The organism is Glutamicibacter nicotianae (assembly GCF_002797775.1).
Classification (GTDB): Bacteria; Actinomycetota; Actinomycetes; order Actinomycetales; family Micrococcaceae; genus Glutamicibacter; species Glutamicibacter nicotianae.
The window spans coordinates 1,930,169-1,947,559 of record NZ_PGEY01000001.1 but is presented as its reverse complement, the minus strand read 5'-3'; the positions used below and the strand labels follow the sequence as shown (position 1 = coordinate 1,947,559).

The 17,391-nt window shown below is 61.6% G+C and carries 19 protein-coding genes; 12 read left to right on the top strand and 7 right to left on the bottom strand.

The genetic code is table 11. From position 1 onward, the window contains the following. Positions 1–61 precede the first annotated feature (61 nt). From gdhA to ATK23_RS09065, 3 genes are all read left to right on the top strand, one after another. Positions 62–1,405, top strand: a complete 1,344-nt coding sequence (gene gdhA / locus ATK23_RS09075; protein WP_038992317.1) for an NADP-specific glutamate dehydrogenase — start codon at positions 62–64, stop codon at positions 1,403–1,405. Positions 1,406–1,661: 256 nt separating this feature from the next. Beyond that, on the top strand, positions 1,662–1,886 hold the full coding sequence (locus ATK23_RS09070) for a helix-turn-helix domain-containing protein (RefSeq protein ID WP_013349804.1): 225 nt from the start codon (positions 1,662–1,664) through the stop codon (positions 1,884–1,886). A gap of 139 nt (positions 1,887–2,025) precedes the next feature. Continuing rightward, positions 2,026–2,124: a 30S ribosomal protein bS22 gene (locus ATK23_RS09065; RefSeq protein ID WP_005504750.1), complete on the top strand. Its 99-nt coding sequence runs from the start codon at positions 2,026–2,028 to the stop codon at positions 2,122–2,124. A gap of 102 nt (positions 2,125–2,226) precedes the next feature. On the opposite strand, the gene ATK23_RS09060 is transcribed toward ATK23_RS09065, so the two are convergent. Continuing rightward, the gene (locus ATK23_RS09060; RefSeq protein ID WP_066140971.1) at positions 2,227–3,033 is read right to left on the bottom strand and encodes an HAD family hydrolase; all 807 of its coding nucleotides are present in this window, start codon (positions 3,031–3,033) and stop codon (positions 2,227–2,229) included. Positions 3,034–3,095: 62 nt separating this feature from the next. Between ATK23_RS09060 and ATK23_RS09055 the strand changes: the two genes are divergently transcribed. Together ATK23_RS09055 and ATK23_RS09050 are read left to right on the top strand one after the other, a co-directional pair. Next, on the top strand, positions 3,096–3,341 hold the full coding sequence (locus ATK23_RS09055) for a glutaredoxin family protein (protein ID WP_322787529.1): 246 nt from the start codon (positions 3,096–3,098) through the stop codon (positions 3,339–3,341). A gap of 27 nt (positions 3,342–3,368) precedes the next feature. Further along, positions 3,369–4,043, top strand: coding sequence for a redox-sensing transcriptional repressor Rex (locus ATK23_RS09050; RefSeq protein ID WP_255209569.1), 675 nt, complete (start codon positions 3,369–3,371; stop codon positions 4,041–4,043). Between the two features lie 105 nt (positions 4,044–4,148). On the opposite strand, the gene ATK23_RS09045 is transcribed toward ATK23_RS09050, so the two are convergent. After that, a complete protein-coding gene (locus tag ATK23_RS09045; RefSeq protein ID WP_066140964.1) occupies positions 4,149–4,925 on the bottom strand; it encodes an AI-2E family transporter in 777 nt (258 codons plus the stop codon). Between the two features lie 174 nt (positions 4,926–5,099). Here ATK23_RS09045 and ATK23_RS09040 point away from each other — a divergent pair, with 174 nt between their 5' ends. The 5 genes from ATK23_RS09040 to ccsB are packed head-to-tail and all read left to right on the top strand — an operon-like array spanning position 5,100 to position 9,843. Continuing rightward, entirely contained in the window at positions 5,100–5,762 is a 663-nt protein-coding gene (locus ATK23_RS09040) for a histidine phosphatase family protein (RefSeq protein ID WP_066140961.1), read from the top strand. Positions 5,763–5,767: 5 nt separating this feature from the next. Next, positions 5,768–6,391 carry a TlpA family protein disulfide reductase gene (locus tag ATK23_RS09035; RefSeq protein ID WP_066140958.1) on the top strand — a complete coding sequence of 208 codons (624 nt, stop codon included), beginning with the start codon at positions 5,768–5,770 and terminating at the stop codon, positions 6,389–6,391. A gap of 8 nt (positions 6,392–6,399) precedes the next feature. Further along, positions 6,400–7,155: a cytochrome c biogenesis CcdA family protein gene (locus ATK23_RS09030; protein ID WP_066140954.1), complete on the top strand. Its 756-nt coding sequence runs from the start codon at positions 6,400–6,402 to the stop codon at positions 7,153–7,155. Continuing rightward, entirely contained in the window at positions 7,155–8,783 is a 1,629-nt protein-coding gene (gene resB / locus ATK23_RS09025) for a cytochrome c biogenesis protein ResB (protein WP_066140951.1), read from the top strand. The genes ATK23_RS09030 and resB overlap by 1 nt, the downstream gene beginning before the upstream one ends. Next, positions 8,776–9,843 carry a c-type cytochrome biogenesis protein CcsB gene (gene ccsB, locus ATK23_RS09020; protein ID WP_066140948.1) on the top strand — a complete coding sequence of 356 codons (1,068 nt, stop codon included), beginning with the start codon at positions 8,776–8,778 and terminating at the stop codon, positions 9,841–9,843. Before resB ends, ccsB begins: the two co-directional genes overlap by 8 nt. A 267-nt stretch (positions 9,844–10,110) precedes the next feature. Here the strand turns inward: ccsB and ATK23_RS09015 are convergent, their stop codons facing one another. Beyond that, entirely contained in the window at positions 10,111–10,554 is a 444-nt protein-coding gene (locus ATK23_RS09015; protein ID WP_083515559.1) for a PLD nuclease N-terminal domain-containing protein, read from the bottom strand. A 53-nt stretch (positions 10,555–10,607) separates the two neighbouring features. Here ATK23_RS09015 and ATK23_RS09010 point away from each other — a divergent pair, with 53 nt between their 5' ends. Beyond that, the gene (locus ATK23_RS09010) at positions 10,608–10,898 is read left to right on the top strand and encodes a DUF4229 domain-containing protein (protein ID WP_038992302.1); all 291 of its coding nucleotides are present in this window, start codon (positions 10,608–10,610) and stop codon (positions 10,896–10,898) included. A 133-nt stretch (positions 10,899–11,031) separates the two neighbouring features. On the opposite strand, the gene ATK23_RS09005 is transcribed toward ATK23_RS09010, so the two are convergent. The 3 genes from ATK23_RS09005 to ATK23_RS08995 form a co-directional block, all read right to left on the bottom strand. Beyond that, a complete protein-coding gene (locus ATK23_RS09005; protein ID WP_066140945.1) occupies positions 11,032–11,916 on the bottom strand; it encodes a 1,4-dihydroxy-2-naphthoate polyprenyltransferase in 885 nt (294 codons plus the stop codon). A 75-nt stretch (positions 11,917–11,991) separates the two neighbouring features. Continuing rightward, entirely contained in the window at positions 11,992–13,119 is a 1,128-nt protein-coding gene (locus ATK23_RS09000; protein ID WP_066140941.1) for an AMP-binding protein, read from the bottom strand. Positions 13,120–13,146: 27 nt separating this feature from the next. Next, positions 13,147–14,109 (bottom strand): 1,4-dihydroxy-2-naphthoyl-CoA synthase, encoded by a 963-nt coding sequence (locus ATK23_RS08995; protein ID WP_174520610.1) that lies wholly within the window; start codon positions 14,107–14,109, stop codon positions 13,147–13,149. Positions 14,110–14,293: 184 nt separating this feature from the next. Between ATK23_RS08995 and ATK23_RS08990 the strand changes: the two genes are divergently transcribed. After that, a complete protein-coding gene (locus ATK23_RS08990; protein WP_066140938.1) occupies positions 14,294–15,733 on the top strand; it encodes an amino acid permease in 1,440 nt (479 codons plus the stop codon). Between the two features lie 75 nt (positions 15,734–15,808). On the opposite strand, the gene ATK23_RS08985 is transcribed toward ATK23_RS08990, so the two are convergent. Next, positions 15,809–17,236, bottom strand: coding sequence for an MFS transporter (locus ATK23_RS08985; RefSeq protein ID WP_174520609.1), 1,428 nt, complete (start codon positions 17,234–17,236; stop codon positions 15,809–15,811). Positions 17,237–17,391 lie beyond the last annotated feature (155 nt).

The following is a 17,391-nucleotide window of genomic DNA, read 5'->3' as shown; positions in this document are numbered from 1 at the left end:
TGACGCCGGCTATGAGGCCCCTCGTGCGCCTGTGCCTGCCCCAAGTGATGAGGAGAAGAACTTGGACAAGCACTTAGCGACGATTCGCGACGAAGTCTTCCGCCGCAATCCCGGCGAAGCAGAATTCCACCAGGCCGTCACAGAAGTATTCGAGAGCCTTGAAGCCGTATCGGTCAAGCACCCTGAATACGCTGAAGCCGCAATCCTGCAGCGTTTGTGCGAACCTGAACGCCAGATCATCTTCCGCGTGCCATGGGTTGACGACGAGGGACGCGTGCAGATCAACCGCGGCTTCCGCGTTGAATTCAACTCGGCACTGGGCCCATACAAGGGCGGTCTGCGCTTCCACCCATCGGTCTACCTTGGCATCGTCAAGTTCCTGGGCTTCGAGCAGATCTTCAAGAACTCCCTGACCGGCATGCCAATCGGCGGCGGCAAGGGCGGCTCGGACTTCGACCCCCGCGGCAAGTCCGATGGCGAAGTCATGCGCTTCTGCCAGTCCTTCATGACCGAGCTCTACCGCCACATTGGCGAATACACCGACGTGCCAGCAGGCGACATCGGCGTGGGTGGCCGCGAAATCGGCTACCTCTTCGGCCAGTACAAGCGCATCACCAACCGCTACGAGTCCGGCGTGCTGACCGGCAAGGGCTTGAGCTGGGGCGGTTCCCTGGTTCGCCCGGAAGCCACCGGCTACGGCGCAGTGATCTTCACCGAAGAAATGCTCAAGACACGCGGCCAGACCTTCGACGGCCAGCGCGTGGTCGTTTCCGGTTCGGGCAACGTGGCAATCCACGCCATCGAGAAGGCGCAGGCACTGGGAGCCAAGGTCGTCACCGCCTCCGACTCGGCCGGCTTCATCGTCGACGAAGGCGGCATCGACCTGGATCTGCTGCGCCAGATCAAGGAAGTCGAGCGCGGGCGCATCTCCGAGTACGCCGAACGCCGTGGCAGCAAGAAGGTCAAGTACGTCGCAGGCGGCAGCGTCTGGGACGTCGAAGGCACCGTGGCCCTGCCATGCGCAACCCAGAACGAGTTGGGTGCCGAGGCTGCGAAGAAGATGGTCGCCGCTGGCACCATTGCCGTCGCCGAAGGCGCCAACATGCCTACCACCGCTGAGGCAACGTCGATCTTCCAGGATGCCGGAGTGCTCTTCGGCCCAGGCAAGGCCGCCAACGCTGGGGGTGTCGCCACCTCGGCCCTGGAGATGCAGCAGAACGCCAGCCGCGATGCATGGACCTTCGAGCATACCGAGCGCCGCCTGACCGAGATCATGGTCGGCATCCACGACAGCTGTGCTGCCACTGCAGACGAGTACGGCATGCCAGGCAACTACGTCGCCGGTGCCAACATCGCTGGCTTCGTGAAGGTTGCTGACGCCATGCTAGCGCAAGGCGTCATCTAGTAATTCAGTTTGTTGCAATCCGCGTGGATTCATCGGAACCCCGGTGAATCCACGCGGATTGTCTCATTCTGGCATCGAAATATGCGATTCAGATGGTCACCGGTGTGTTTCGTGATGCAAAAGTTACAAAAGTGCGATTAGACTAGTACAAAGCGAACGTGAACCTGAACCGCCGATGTTGATCCAAAGTCGTGTAAGTTCATCTTCGCTAAAATAACGCGACGAATTAGAGATCAGCGTCAGGAGAATATCCCGCATGACGGATAAACAGAATTTTGCCGGAGCCCGATTCATGACTGTGGCCGAAGTCGCCGACATGATGCGTGTTTCCAAAATGACCGTTTATCGGCTGATCCACGCCGGTGATCTGCCAGCTGTTCAGTTCGGTCGCTCCTATCGTGTTCCGGAAAACGCCGTGGAATCATATCTGAATGCCGCGGCCATTGATCCGCAGCACGGTACCGGTTCCTACGGTCGATAGTCCGCGCGATGGTCAGAGCATGGCCGAAAAGCGGGTAATCTGTTAAGGAACGTTTAACGTCCGGTCAACCTTGTCCTTGTGCTCGCGCGCAAGCAGGCGTTTGGGGTTGACGCATTTATTTAGTTTGTGAGGAACCACTATGGGCTCTGTTATCAAGAAGCGCCGCAAGCGCATGTCGAAGAAGAAGCACCGCAAATTGCTTCGCAAGACCCGCCACCAGCGTCGCAACAAGAAGTAAATCTGCTTCTGAGCGTTTGCCGCTTGGCAATCATCGCCACCGCTTCACAGTGATACTGCTGAACGGTGGCGATTGCTTTATCCAAAACCGCTCAACGCCCGCCTAAGAGCCGGAACGGCGCACGAATGAACGCCGGGCAGCCCAGAGCGCGCCAAGGACGCCAGCGGCCTTCAGGCCCAGTTTGGCGGCCCGCTGGCCGGTGCGGAAGTCATAGACCTGCCAGCCGCGGCGCTTGGCGTAGGCGCGCAGCCGTGCATCGGGATTGATGCACACCGGATGGCCCACGGCTTCAAGCAGGGGAACATCATTGTAGGAATCCGAGTACGCCCAGGACTTCGATAGCGAGATTCCGCGAGCCTTCGCCAGGGAGCGCACGGCCTGGGCCTTTTCCGCAGCATGCAGGATCGGACTGGCCAGCGCTCCGGTGTAGAAACCGTCTTCGCTGGCCACTACGGTGCCCAGTGCGCCGGTAAGTTCCAGGCGATCTGAGATGACATTCGCCACTTCCAGGGGAGTGGCAGTGACCAGCCAGACCTCACGCCCCACCGTCCGATGCTGGCGGGCAATGGCTACCGTCCCGGTCCACAGCTTGGGTTCGATGTATTCGTCATAGATCTCGTTGCCGATCTTCTTGATCTCTGACACCGGAATCCCGCGAACCATCATCAACGCACGGTCGCGGATCTGGTGGATGTCCCGGAGGTGCTCGCCTCGGGCGGCGAAGCGCAGCTGCTTGAGCGCGAACCAGAGGATTTCGCGGAACTGGAAGAAACGGCGCTCATGCAGCTTGCGGGCCAGCAGATACAGCGAGGCGCCGCGCACAAGTGTGTTGTCGACATCGAAAAAAGCGGCGACCGTTTCCGGCGCCAGGGCGGAATTCGGGCTGGGGTGTGGATCGATGGAAGGCATTTGATCCAGTTTATTTCATCGCCAAGTTTAAGCGTGGTTACGGCTCGTGAGATTATAGGCAGGTGAGTACTTTGCATCAGATCCAGCTATTGGTTCGAGAAGGCTGCCACCTGTGCCACGCCGCACGCGCAACCGTGGCCGAGGTGACTGGACAGCTGAATATGGAGTTTTCCGAACTCGATATCGACCAGCACCCTGATCTGCTGGCAAAGCACCACGAAGAAGTGCCGGTGCTGCTCATCGACGGAGCAGTCCGCGACTTCTGGCACATCGACGCACAGCGTCTCGAACGGCTGCTGCGCAGCTAGCCGCGGCGGAATTCATGAATATGCGTTGTGCTCGTCCAGAGCACCGAAAAGTGCGGGAGAACGAAGATGTCAGAGCTTGAAGCCCGGGTCCTGCCTGAGGCCACGCTGGCTCGACTGACCCAATACCTGCGCGCGCTGAACGCCCTGGAAGCCCAAGGCCTGGAACGCACCAGTTCCGGTGTGCTGGCCAAGGAAGCCGGCGTTAACCCCTCCATCTTGCGCAAGGACCTTTCCTGGTTGGGATCCTACGGAACCCGCGGTGTGGGCTATGTGGTCCGCGAGCTGGCAGAACATATCAGCCGCACACTTGGCTTGAACCAGGACTGGCGTGTGGCCATTCTCGGCGCAGGTAACCTCGGCCGGGCGCTCAGCGGCTATGCAGGGTTCAGGACTCGCGGCTTCAACGTCAAGGCGATTCTGGATGTCGATCCTGCACTGGTGGGCAGCGCAGTTGGCGAACTGCATGTGGAAGCCATCGCGGACTTGGCTGCTGTTGTGGAACGCGAGGAAATCAACATTGCCGTCTTGGCTGTTCCCGGAGAAGCCGCGCAGGATCTGGTCTACGAACTGGCCGAGCTGTCGGTCCGCTCGGTGCTCTCCTTCGCGCCGAAGCCGCTGCGCGTACCAGCGGGAATGAATCTGCGGCGCGTCGACCTGTCCACCGAATTGCAGATCCTTGCCTACCTCGCCGTTCAAGGCTGAAACTCCGGCACGCAGAAAGGCGTAGCCGCATCATCCTCCGATGGGATGACGCGGCTACGCCTTGATTGTTCTTGCGGGGCCTCGCGAAGCTGCAAGGCCAGGGGTTTAGCGGAAGCCCGCGAGGCGGGCCTGGCGGCGCTGCGCAATGTATTGCGAGGACGGGCGCAGCCAGGAGAAGACCACGCCGGCAACGCCCAGCAAGATGCCCACAACGTAGACGGCATTGATGATTCCGGCTTGGGTGTCGGCGAACATGCTGATCATTGGAACGGTCGTCACGAGGTTTAGCAGCGAAATCGCACCGAGGATCGTGGCGATAATGCGCATGGCGCCCACGCCGCGGCCAACGAAGAAGCCCACCAGGAAGTATAGGCCCAAGGTGATGACCATGCCGACAATCACGAAGCTCGACATCATGGAATTGACCTGGGACATGAACGCTTCAGGGCTGGCCATCATCTGCTCGACCAGCGGATCCTGCTCCATGCCAGGAGTGCTCTGCATCTGCTTCTCGAACTCTTCTTGGACCAAGGACCACTGCTGGCCAATCATGTTCGCCATCATGTTGGAGTTGGCCATCAGCCAGCTGGCCAGGGCGCTGAAAATGCCGGCGAGCAAGATCAAGCCAAAGGCGATGGCCAAGGTCCGCGGACGCTCGGTCGGCGGCTGCACGCCAGTGTAGCCGCCCTGGTGGCCATACTGGTCGTAGCCCGGAGCCTGCGGCTGCCCGTAGGGATTCGGATTCTGGCCGTACGGGTTCTGGCCATAGGGCGAGGGCTGCTGGCCGTAGGGGTTTTCACCGTAAGGGTTCTGCGATGACCCCTGGCCCGAAGGGTTCGGGTTATAGGGCTGGCCCGGCTGGTTAGGATCGTAGTCGCTCATCATGCATCCTTCTGGGTCGAACTATCTTATTTACCAAGCGTAGTGGCAGGTCATTGTGAGCAACCCCTCCGAAAGGATGGTTTTTCCATATGGGATTCCAATGCGTGTCCTGTGAATAGTTGACGGTGGCCACAATATGGCTAATTTGCACCGAATATTTGAGACACTGGAATCATGCCATTATCGACTGTCCATTTGTTGCGCCATGGGGAAGTTTTCAACCCTGACCGTATGCTCTACGGCAGGATCCCCGGCTTCGGGCTCTCGGAACTGGGATTCCAGATGGCCGATGGAGCAGGCGAATATTTTGCCACGCGCCAGGCCGAAGGCGGCAACGTGGTCCGGTTGGTAGCCTCTCCGCTCTTGCGTGCCCAGCAGACTGCCGCGCCGACCTCCAAGGCCTTGGACCTGCAGATCCACACCGACGAACGGGTGATTGAAGCGGGCAACAAGCTCGAGGGCCTGTCCAAGGTCGCAGAGCACCTGCGCCAGCCGAAGTATTGGCCGCTGCTGGTCAACCCGCTGAAGCCTTCATGGGGTGAAGCCTACGTCGAGCAGGTAGCCCGCATGCGCCTGGCCATGGACGAGCATCGCAAGGCAGCGGTCGCCGAACACGGCGAAGGCTCCGAGGTCATCATCGTCAGCCATCAGCTGCCGATCTGGGTGACGCGCCGGGCCGCCGAGAAGAAGCGTCTGTGGCATGATCCGCGCCAGCGCGAGTGCACCCTTGCATCCATCACCAGCTTTGATTTTGAGGGAGACGAATTGGTCTCCGTGCGTTACACCGAACCGTGCCCCGAGCTGCTTGCCGGCGCGGCGAATATCCCTGGAGCCTAAAGCAAATGACTGATCCCGTGCCTAATCCTCGCCCGTTGAGCCGCCGTACCATGCTGCGATCGCTGATGGTTGCCGCCGCCGTGGTGCCGCTGGCTGCCTGCAGCGGCAAGGAAGATGCGCTGACCGCGCAAGCGAACAGCGGCGACGGCAAGAACTACATTGCCGGCGACGGTGCAGTGGAAGAATACGAAGTCTCCAAGCGCAGCGAACCGGTGGCCATCAAGGCCACCACGTACCATGGCACGGACATCGACTTCACGCAGTGGCAGGGCAAGCCGGTCGTCATGAACTTCTGGTATGCCGCCTGTGCACCGTGCCGCATCGAAGCGCCGGATCTGAAGAAAATTGCCGAAGAGTTCGGCGAGAAGGTCGAATTCATAGGCATCAACGTACGCGACGAAGCCGAAGCCGCGAAGGCCTTTGAACGCACCTTCGACATTCCCTACGAGTCCGTGCAGGACACTGACGGGGCGATCCAGCTGGCGATGACCAAGTACGTGCCGCTGCAGGCTGTTCCATCCACGCTGGTGCTGGACCGCAAGGGACGTGTCCGTGCCCGCGTGATCGGTGCGGTGGAGCCGGGTACTCTCAAATCGTTGATCAGCACCGCTCTGACCGAAGAGTTGTGAGCTGAGCAGTGACCTCTAATCCCTTTGCCGACATCGTCCTGGACGGGTCGTTGCTCCTGGCCGCACCAGTGGCCCTGCTGGCCGGATTGGTCTCCTTCCTCTCGCCTTGCGTCCTTCCGCTGGTGCCGGGCTATCTCGGCTACGTCACCGGATTGACCGGCGCAGATTTGAAGGACCACCGCCGCGGCCGGGTCGTCTCCGGCGTGCTGCTCTTTGTCCTGGGATTCTCTGTGGTCTTCATTGCCGCCGGCGTGCTCTTCAGCCAGGCGTCCGCATGGCTGAGGTTCAACGGCTCCTGGGTCACCCAGGCGTTGGGGTTGGTCGTGGTCTTCATGGGCATCGTCTTCATGGGCGGATTCTCCTGGATGCAGCGGGACCGCAAGATCCAGAGGAAACCGCCTGCCGGCTTGTGGGGCGCCCCGGTGCTGGGCTTGACCTTCGGGTTGGGATGGGCGCCGTGCATCGGCCCGACGTTGAGCGCGGTATTGATCATGTCCACCGGAGTGGACGCGAACGTGGGCCGCGGAACCCTGCTGACCGTGTTCTATTGCCTCGGGCTGGGCCTGCCCTTCATCCTGATCGCAATGGGTCTGCAGCGCGGCATGCAGGCGCTGGCGTTCTTCCGCAAGCACCAAGTACTGATCATGCGTTTGGGCGGGGGACTGCTCATCGCCTTGGGCCTGGTCATGGTGACAGGGCTCTGGGGAACATGGGTAGCAGAACTGCAAAACTGGTTTGCCAATGAAGTGAGGTTGCCAATTTAATGGCGAAAAAACAACGGAAGTCCAAGGGAACCGGCGACGTGCCTGCCCTGGGATTCGTGGGCTCCATGCGCTGGATCTGGACCCAGCTGACATCGATGCCGACAGCACTGTTCCTGCTGCTGCTGCTCGCTGTCGCTGCGGTGCCGGGCTCGATTTTCCCGCAGCGCGATGCCAACCCCGAATCTGTCGCCCAGTATCTGGAGCAGCACACCACCGCTGGCCCCTGGCTGGACCGCTTCCAGATGTTCGACGTGTACTCCTCGGTGTGGTTCTCCGCGATCTACATCCTGCTGTTCATCTCGCTGATCGGCTGCATCCTCCCGCGTGTGAAGAAGCACGCCAAGGCCTTGCGCACCCCGCCACCGCGGACCCCGGCGCGCCTGGACCGCCTGCCCCAGTACAGCACGCATGAAATTCTTGAAGGCGAAGCCGATACGCCCGATGACCAGCAGGTCATCGATGATGCGTTCAGGATCCTGAAGAAGCGCGGCTACCGCGTCGAGCGCCGCGAGGATGCCACCGGTGCCTCGGTGGCCGCTGAGCGCGGGTACACCCGCGAAATCGGCAACCTGCTCTTCCACATCTCGCTGGTGGGCGTCCTTGCTTCCGCTGCGATCGGCGGCTCCCTGGGCTACACCGGGCAGCGTGTGGTGGTCGAGGGGGAAACCTTCGTGAACTCGCTGGTCGCCTATGACTCCTTCACCCCCGGCACGAACTTCAATGCCGATAACCTCCCTGGCTACGCAGTGACCCTGGACAAGTTCGATATTGTCTTTGACCGCGAATCCGAATCCCACTTCGGCCAGCCTCTGGACTTCACCGCCCACGTGCAGGTGCGCGAATCAGCCGATGCCGAGCCTGCGAAGCAGGAACTGAAGGTCAACCACCCGCTGCGCATCAAGGGCGCCGACGTCTACCTGGTCGGCAACGGCTACGCGCCGGTGATTACCGTCAAGGACGGCAACGGCAACGTCGCCTACTCCGGCCCGGCGGTCTCCATCCCGCAGGACTCGGTCTACACCTCGATGTTCGTGCTGAAGGTGCCGGACGCAGAACCTTCGCAGCTGGGCTTCCAGGGCTTCCTGCTTCCCACCGCGCTGGTAGACGAGAACGGCTTCGGCATTTCCGGCGACCCCAACGCCATTAACCCGCAGCTGCACCTGAACTCGTACTTCGGCGATCTCGGACTGGACAACGGCAACCCGCAGAACGTGTTCGTGCTGGACACCGACAAGATGGAGCCGCTGAACAGCCGTGATCTGGATGCCGGCGGAATCATCCTCGAAGCCGGACAGACCTACGAGCTGCCCGACGGCAAGGGCTCGATCGCCTTTGACGACCTCAAGCGCTATGTCGCACTGGACGTGAACCACGACCCGGGCAAGCTGCCGATCGGCATCTCTTCGGCCCTGGCGTTGATCGGCTTGTCGATCTCGCTGTTCACCCCGCGTCGCCGCGTTTGGGTGAAGCTGAAGAATGAGGACGGCAAGCGTAGTATCGAATACGCATTGCTGGCACGTGGCGAAGATCCGCGTCTGGAACGCGAAGCCGCAGAACTACAAAAGATCTTTGACAAGGCTTGGCCATTGGCAAGCCAGGAGCAGAACCAAGGAGCCGTAAATGGATAACGCAGGGGCATTAGCGCCAATTAATGAAACGCTGGGTGAATACAGCCAGCTGTTCATGCTGCTGGCCGCCATGGTCTATGGGGTCGTCTTCATCATTTTCGCCTTGGACCTGGCAAAAACCAACAAGTCCATCAGCGAAATGGATTCCCAGGCGCTCAAGCGCGACGAGGAACTGCTGGTCAGCGCCGGCAGTGCCGCGGTGGGCACCAAGGCCCGTGCCCGCAGGGGTGCCGCCGCGCGTGCCGATAACATCGGCGAGCACATCGTGACCGACAAGATGGAATACACCCAGCTGTCATCCAAGCGTCCGATGGCGCGCATTGCCGTGGTGCTGATGTGGCTGGCAGCGGTCCTGCACGGCGGCGCAGTGGTTTCCCGGGCAATGGCAGCGCACCGCGTGCCGTGGGGCAACATGTACGAGTTCCTGTCGACCGGTGCTTTCCTGGTGGCCCTGGTGTACCTGCTGGTGCTGATCTTCAAGGACCTGCGCTTCATGGGATCCTTCATTTCCGGCCTGGTGACCTTGATGCTGTGCGGTGCCACCATCGGGTTCCCCACGCCGGTGGGCCACCTCGTTCCCGCTTTGCAGTCGCCATGGATCGTCATCCACGTTTCCATCGCGGTGCTGGCTTCGGCGCTGTTCGCCATCAGCTTCGCCATGAACGTGCTGCAGCTGATCCAGCATGCCCGCATGAACCGCCTGGCCGCTGGCCAGAAGGACAAGTTGCCCTTCATGCGCGTGGTGCCGGGCGCCGGCGCACTGGAGAACTTCGCCTACCGCATCAACACCATCGCCTTCGTGATGTGGACCTTCACCGTGATCGCCGGAGCGATCTGGGCTGAAGCCGCCTGGGGCCGTTACTGGGGTTGGGATCCAAAGGAAGTCTGGTCCTTCGTGATCTGGGTTGTCTATGCAGGCTACCTTCACGCACGCGCCACCGGCGGTTGGACGGGTCCACGCTCGGCCTGGTTGTCCATCATCGGCTTCCTGTGCGTGGTCTTCAACTTCACCATCGTGAACATCTTCTTCGACGGCCTGCACTCCTACGCCGGAGTCTAGACCCAAAAGAAATCGGCACTGCGAGCGGTTTCCCTTTCAGGGGAGGCCGCTCGCAGCGTTTTAACCGCGCAGTGCAGGGCGCCGTGTCCAGCCGAGGCGCAAGTAGCCCGCAAGTGGCCCATGGAGCCCGTCCGGAGCCCGGAGAAGCGGTCCGGGGCTATAGTCCTGCCACACGGTTGCCCCGGGGCTCCAGGGCACAAATAAAGCCCAGCTGCGCTGGCTAGGCGTGCTGGGCTGGTTGCCGGGAACCCCGGCAGGTCGAGAGGGCTATTCGGAGTCAGGCGAAGCGCTGTCTGAGCCTTCTGGGTTGTTCTTGTGCTCCGCGCTGGGCTTTGGCTCCTTGGCCTCCGGCTTGGCTGGTTTCGCGTCGTCGGCCTTCTGCGCTTCCTCGCGTTGGGTGAGGTCTTGCTCACGCGCCTTCAGGTCGGCTTCACGCTGCTGCTGGCGGCGCCAGATCTCCAGCTGGCGCAGGAAATCCTCGTCATCGTCCGGAGCCATGGACTTCTGCGCCGGGGCATCATGAGATGCTGCAGGGCGCCCCAGGAGGAACCACAAACCGGCTCCGACGAGCGGTAGCAGGATGATGACCGCGAACCACGCAGGCTTAGGCAATGAACGTATGCGGCTGCGTTCTGCACGAGCGCATTCGATCAGGGTGTAGATCGTCAAAGCAACCGAAACCACTGCGGCGAAAATTAAAATGCGGACCATGCTTCCATTCTAGTGATAATCCTGTTCACAGGTTCATCGGTAGACTTGAGACTATGCAGTTCGTGAAATATACCGTTATCCGCCTAGGCGTATTCCTCGCCGTTTTCTTGGGCCTCTGGTGGGGTCTGAGGTGGCCAATCTTCGTTTCCGGAATTATTGGCCTCATCGTGGCCTTCGCAGTGGCCTACCTTTTCTTCAACAAACTTCGTCTACGGGCGAACGAAGATATCCGCAATGCCTTCAACAAGACCTCGGCCAACAAGACCAAGAAGCAGCTGGACGACGAAGCTGTCGAGGATGAATTCGACGAATCGCAGCGCAAGCAGACGCCTCACGCCGAGTAGTTCCCGCTACGCAGGTCAATCGAGAACTGCATGGCCCAGCCAACCACCCTGGCCGGCACGGCAATTAACGAGATGGGCTGGCCGGATCGCATGATCCGGCCAGCCCATCGTCTTATGCAGTCACTGCTGGAGCCTAGGCTAGAACCTTGATGGCGATCGCCAGGGCGAAGAGCACCGCGTAGACCATATTCACAATACCGGTCTGCTTGAGCACCAACACCAGTTTGGGAAGCCGCTGCTCGCGAAGCATCAGCAGCGATGGCGCCGCCGCAGGAATGAAGGTGATCAGGATCAGCCACATCCACGGGAAGTCGCCGGTGGCCAGCAATGGCAGCAGGATGGCTGCCGCCAGCATCAGCACATAGCTCAGGCGGGCGTTGTGTTCGCCAAGGCGTACCGCCAAGGTAATCTTCCCCACCTCTCTGTCGGTAGGAATGTCGCGCACGTTATTGGCCATCAGCAGGGCGCAGCCAATCAGCCCGGTGCCGATGGCACCCCACAGTGAAGCCATGGTCAGCTGGTTGATCTGGGTGAAAGTGGTGCCAAGGGTGGCAACCAGGCCGAAGAAGATGAAGACGTAGATATCGCCCAGACCTCGGTAGCCATAGGGGTTCTTGCCGCCGGTGTAGCCCCAGGCGGCAAAGATCGCGGCAAAGCCGACCAGCAGCAGCGGCCAGGCTGAGGAAAGGATAACCAGGATCAGGCCGAAGGCGGCGGCCAACCCGAAGCACCCGAAAGCGGCATTGCGCACGTTCTTCGGCTCCGTGAGCTTGGAACCGGTCAGGCGCAGCGGGCCGACGCGTTCGTCATCGGTTCCGCGGATGCCATCCGAGTAGTCGTTGGAGTAGTTCACTCCCACTTGGAGCAGCAGGCCCACGAGCAGAGCCAAGATGAAACGGATCCAGTGAATGGTTCCGGTTTCACCGAGCGCGGCCGCGGTGCCGATGACGACCGGGGCAATGACGATGGGCAAGGTGCGCAAGCGCGCTCCGGAAACCCATTGGGAAAGTGTGGCCACTTCCTGTCCTTTCAGGGCAAGTGAAAACTCGTACCCTCTAGTTTCCCGCGATTAGCCGTGCAAGGCGAATTGAGGCTAGTCGCGTATGCCCAGTTCCTCGATGAGCAGCCGCCGGTTGAACTTGCCGTTGGGCAGCTGCGGCAAGCCGTGGGGGTAGTGGCGCACGTGCTTTGGCGCAGCCTCCTTGCCCAGGGTCCGGCGCACCGCGTCAAAGGCATCGGCGGTGCTGGTCGGGCCCGAATAGGCCAGGCCCACGCTTTGGCCCCATTGCGCATCGGGCACCGGAACCACGATTGCCTGCGTAAAGAATTCCTCCAGCAGCCGTTCGATCTTCGATGCCGAAAGCTTGATGCCACCGGAATTAATCACGTCATCGACGCGTCCGATGATCTTCAAGCGCTGTCCGTCAACCGTGCCCAGATCATCGGTGACATACCAGCGCGCACCATCTCGTTCAACGAAGTGCTCGGCCGTGGCTTCGGGGGCGTTGGCGTATCCGTCGGCCAGCATCGGTCCGGAAACCCAGATGCGTCCCTCATGCTCGGCCAGCTGCACGCCGGGAAGCGCGGTGCCGTTGTAGACCAGGCCGCCGGAGGTTTCCGAGGAGCCGTAGGTCTGGAAAATCTTCAGCCCGTGATGCCGGGCGCGGGTCAGCAGATCCCGGCTGGCTCGTGCCCCGCCCAAGAGGATAGCATCGAAGCGCTTCAGCGCCTGCAGGGTTTCCGGAGCCGGGTTGTCCAGCAGCCGGGCCAGCTGGGTCGGCACCAGCGAAGTGATCCGGCGGGACTCGACCATTTGATTGGCCGCTTCGGTGAAAGCCGTGGCCGAGAAGCTCCCCCTGGTGTCCATGGCCACTGGCTTGGTGCCGGCGAACAAGGAACGGGTCAGCACGCTCAGGCCCGCCACGTAGTGCACCGGCAGGGCCAATAGCCACTGGCCTTCGAAGCCGAGGAACTCGGCCGTGGCCTGCGCGCTGGATGCCAACGCCGAAACGCTGAGCACCGTGCGCTTGGCCCGGCCGGTGGAACCGGAGGTCCGCACTACCGCCATGGGCTGCTCGAAACCCGGCAGGTCCGTTGGGGCCAGGTACTCGATGCGCCATCCGCTGGGGCTGCGCTCATCGAGCAGCACCTCAACGGCCGGGCCCTCGTCATTGGCCGCCTTGGCCAGGGCCGCGAGCAGTTCAGCGAGTTGTGCGTCCATATCCGGTCCTCGTTCCTCCGCGCTGGATTAGAAGTAGTAGGGGTAGTTGGACCAATTCGGGTCGCGCTTGCCCAGGAACGCGTCGCGCCCCTCCACTGCTTCGTCGGTCATGTAGGCCATGCGGGTGGCCTCGCCTGCGAAGACCTGCTGTCCGGCCAGGCCATCGTCGGCCAGGTTGAAAGCGAACTTCAGCATGCGGATGGCCTGCGGGGACTGGCGCGCGATATCGGCTGCATACTCCAACGCCACCTCTTCGAGGCGTTCGTGATCCACCGACTCGTTGACCGCGCCCATGCGGACCATGTCATCGGCCGAGTACTCGCGGGCGAGGAAGAAGATTTCGCGGGCTGTCTTCTGCCCGACCTGGCGGGCGAGCAGCGCCGAACCGTACCCGGCATCGAAGGAGCCGACGGTGGCGTCGGTCTGCTTGAACTTGCCGTTCTGCTTCGAGGCGATGGTCAAATCCGAGACCACGTGCAGCGAGTGCCCGCCGCCGGCAGCCCAGCCATTGACAACGCACACCACAACCTTTGGCATGGTGCGCATCAGGCGCTGGACCTCCAGGATGTGCAGGCGTCCGGCACGTGCCGGGTCGATGGACTCGCGGGTCTCGCCCTCGGCATAGCGGTAGCCGTCGCGGCCGCGGATGCGCTGGTCGCCGCCAGAGCAGAAAGCGTGCCCGCCGTCCTTCTCCGATGGTCCGTTGCCGGTCAGCAGCACGGTGGCCACATCGCTGGTCATGCGGGCATGGTCCATGGCGCGGTACAGCTCGTCCACGGTGTGCGGGCGAAAGGCGTTGCGCACCTCGGGGCGGTCGAAGGCGATGCGCACGGTGGGAAGGTCGCGCACGATGCTGCCATCAGCGGTTCGCTCAACCTGGCGATGGTAGGTGATGTCGGTGAAGTCGAATCCCTCGACCACGCGCCAGCGCGTTGGATCGAAGACATCGGAGACCTTCTCGGGCAATGCGGAATTATTCAGGCTACTCACCCTATGAATGCTAGTCGGTTTCGTCCCGAACTCTAAGAAAGGGGGAGTAGACTCTTCACGGCCCGACTGGCGGTTGCGCACGGAATCCCCGCGTCGAAGCCTTGGACCACCCAGTGAGTCACCGGATTCATTTCACGATTTTGCACGGATCCATTCAACGCTTCCGTAGGTCAGGAGTTCATCTATGCCATCTGCCCAGCATCCCCCGGCAGCCCCGGAAATCAGCGCCGAGGGCTACAAGAAATCCCTGAGCCGCCGCCACATCCAGATGATAGCGATCGGCGGAGCCATCGGCGTGGGGCTGTTCATGGGGTCCGGCGGGCGGCTGGCCTCGACCGGGCCGGCACTGGTGCTGTCCTATCTGGTGGCCGGTGCGCTGGCCTACCTGCTGATGCGGGCCCTGGGTGAATTGATCATGTACCGCCAGACCTCAGGCTCCTTCGTCTCCTACGCCGCTGAGCTCTTCGGTCCGAAGGGCGCCTTCGTCTCCGGATGGATGTACGTGCTGAACTGGATCATGACCGGCATCGCCGAATTGATCGCCATCGGCCTGTACTTCCAGTACTTCTTCCCGAATGTCCCGGTGACCGTGTCCGCATTCTGCGCGCTGCTGCTGCTGGTGGCCATCAACCTCTTCAGCGCCAAGGCGTTCGCGGAGTTCGAGTTCTGGGCGGCCTGCATCAAGGTTGCCGCGATCCTGCTGTTCCTGGCCGTGGGCACCTGCATGGTGGTGACCAACGCCCAGGTCGGGGAGCACACCGCATCGGTGGCCAACCTGTTCATCGGCGATGAGAACGGCGAGGGCGGCATGTTCCCGCGCGGCTTCTTCGTCAGCATCCTGGTCCTGAATTCGGTGATCTTCGCCTACAACGCCATTGAACTGGTGGGCATTGCCGCCGGTGAGATGGAGCACCCGGAAAAGGAAGTTCCTTCGGCAATCCGCGCCGTGGTCGTCCGCATCCTGGTCTTCTATGTCGGCAGCGTGTCCCTGCTGGCCATGGTGCTGCCCTGGAACGAGTATGAATCCGGGGTCAGCCCGTTTGTCACGGTCTTCGAGAAGATGGGCCTGGGCTGGGTGGGCAGCGTCATGAACCTGGTGGTGATTACCGCCGCGCTGTCCTCCTGCAATTCGGGCTTGTACTCCATCGGCCGCATCCTGCGCACCATGAGCGGCAACGGGCATGCCCCGCAGTGGCTTTCCAGGATGAACAAGCACTTTGTGCCTTCAACCGGCATCATCACCGTGGGCGTGGTCTATCTTGCCGGCGTCATCCTGAACATCTGGCTTGGCGATTCTTTCGCCTTCGACCTTGCCTTGAACACCGCATCCATCGGCGTGCTGTTCACCTGGGCCTCGATTTTCGGATGCCAGCTGATGCTGCGCAAGAAAAAGGGCGCTGTGTCCTCGCTGCCCATGCCGGGTTCGCCCATGACCGGCTGGATCGGACTGATTTCCCTGCTGGTGATCACCGTCTTGATTTCCTTCGATACGCTGACCGGGGAGAACGGCGAGGTATTCCCGGTAGGGCTGTACACGATCGCGACGATTCCGCTGTTCGCGGTGCTGCTGTGGGTCGGCTGGCGGTTCGCCCGCAGGCACGCCCGGTCGAGCATCGACTTCTAGCCGCCGGGCTTTCGGCACCAAGCACCAAGGGGGCGCATCTGCACTGCAGATGCGCCCCCTTGGTGCTGTGCTGGCTCAGGACGTCCGGGTTTCGTCCTGTTGCACTGTGGCCAAGATGCCGGTGTCCAGGGCATCGGGGATTTCTGTCCCGCGCAGCGAGGCTCCGGCGGTCTCCGGCATGAACTTGATGGCGATCGCGCCGATGACGCAAGCTGCCATCATGTAGATCGCAGGGAAGAGCAGGAAGCCGGTGGAATCGATTGCCGCTTCGTTGACCATCGCGGCGGTACCGCCGAAGATGGCGGTGGCGATGTTGTAGGTGATCGCGAAGCCCGCGAAGCGCACCTGCGAGGGGAACATCGCCGGGAAGGTCGCGGTGATGGTCGCCAGCTGCGGGATGTACAACAGTCCCAGCACAGCGAAGCCGACAATGGCCCAGGCGAAGGACTGGCCCATGAGCCAGAACATCGGCAGCGCCAGCACGAACAGGCCGATCACCGAGGCGTACCACATCGGACGGCGTCCCACCTTGTCGGAGAGCGAGCCGGCGAACGGGATAACCGCCATCATGGCGACCTCGCCGATCAGGATGGTGGCCAGCGATGCGCTGGAGCTCAGCCCCAGCTGGGTTTCCAAGTAGGTCGGCATGTAGCTGAGCAGCGTGTAGTTGACCACGTTCAGCGCGATGACCAGTCCGGTCATGGTCAGCATCGGGCGCCAGTACTGCATGACCAGTTCCTTGAGGGAACCGCCCTGCTGGGCTTCGCCGGCCTCTTCCATCTCCTGGAAGACCGGGGTGTCCTCCAGCTTGCTACGCAGGTACAGGCCGATCAGGCCCATGGGCAAGGCGAGGAAGAATGGGATGCGCCAGCCATAGGCCATCATGGCTTCTTCGCCGAGCATCAGCTGAAGGGCCAGCATTACCGCGGTACCGAGGGCGAAGCCGCCCAGGGTGCCGAATTCCAGGAAGGAGCCGAAGAAGCCGCGCTTGCGGTCCGGCGCGTATTCGGCCATGAAGGTTGCCGCGCCGCCGTATTCGCCACCGGTGGAAAAGCCCTGGACCATGCGCAGCAGCACCAGCAAGATCGGGGCTGCGATGCCAATGGCTTCATAGGTGGGCAGGACACCGATGAGGAAGGTGGCCAGCGACATCATGATGATCGTCAGGGCCAGGATCTTCTTGCGACCCAGCTTGTCGCCCAGCGGGCCCCAGACCAGGCCGCCAATCGGGCGGACCAGGAAGGAGAGGGCGAAGGTGGCCAGGGCCATGAAGGTGCCGCCCTCGGTGGGGAAGAAGTGGGCGGTGATGTAGGTGACGGCTACGGCGTAGACACCGTAGTCGAACCATTCGGTCATGTTGCCCATGGCCGAGGCGGCAGTGGCCTTGCGAACTTCTTGCCGGCCTTCCTGCGTGTTCATGTCCGGGCCGATGTCGTGGTCCAGGTTGGGTGTGAAATTATGAGAATTCGAGTTGTCGTCTGGCTGGCTATGTTCCGGTTGCATTGCTGCTCCGTTGTTTTCAGCTTTCCGTCGACCGATCGCCCAAGGGCCAGATAGAAATTCATCGCCTTGGCCGCGGTCCACGATCCGAGGGTTTCTCGGAGTCGGTTAAATACCAGAGGCTATTCGAATCATTCTGTAAAATCAAGCACTGACAT

Coding starts and splice junctions, on each gene's coding strand:
- ATK23_RS09070 (WP_013349804.1), top strand. CDS start 1,662: ATGACGGATAAACAGAATTTTGCCGGAGCCCGATTCATGACTGTGGCC.
- ATK23_RS09065 (WP_005504750.1), top strand. CDS start 2,026: ATGGGCTCTGTTATCAAGAAGCGCCGCAAGCGCATGTCGAAGAAGAAG.
- ATK23_RS09060 (WP_066140971.1), bottom strand. CDS start 3,033: ATGCCTTCCATCGATCCACACCCCAGCCCGAATTCCGCCCTGGCGCCG.
- ATK23_RS09045 (WP_066140964.1), bottom strand. CDS start 4,925: ATGAGCGACTACGATCCTAACCAGCCGGGCCAGCCCTATAACCCGAAC.
- ATK23_RS09040 (WP_066140961.1), top strand. CDS start 5,100: ATGCCATTATCGACTGTCCATTTGTTGCGCCATGGGGAAGTTTTCAAC.
- ATK23_RS09035 (WP_066140958.1), top strand. CDS start 5,768: ATGACTGATCCCGTGCCTAATCCTCGCCCGTTGAGCCGCCGTACCATG.
- resB (WP_066140951.1), top strand. CDS start 7,155: ATGGCGAAAAAACAACGGAAGTCCAAGGGAACCGGCGACGTGCCTGCC.
- ccsB (WP_066140948.1), top strand. CDS start 8,776: ATGGATAACGCAGGGGCATTAGCGCCAATTAATGAAACGCTGGGTGAA.
- ATK23_RS09015 (WP_083515559.1), bottom strand. CDS start 10,554: ATGGTCCGCATTTTAATTTTCGCCGCAGTGGTTTCGGTTGCTTTGACG.
- ATK23_RS09010 (WP_038992302.1), top strand. CDS start 10,608: ATGCAGTTCGTGAAATATACCGTTATCCGCCTAGGCGTATTCCTCGCC.
- ATK23_RS09000 (WP_066140941.1), bottom strand. CDS start 13,119: ATGGACGCACAACTCGCTGAACTGCTCGCGGCCCTGGCCAAGGCGGCC.
- ATK23_RS08990 (WP_066140938.1), top strand. CDS start 14,294: ATGCCATCTGCCCAGCATCCCCCGGCAGCCCCGGAAATCAGCGCCGAG.
- ATK23_RS08985 (WP_174520609.1), bottom strand. CDS start 17,236: ATGCAACCGGAACATAGCCAGCCAGACGACAACTCGAATTCTCATAAT.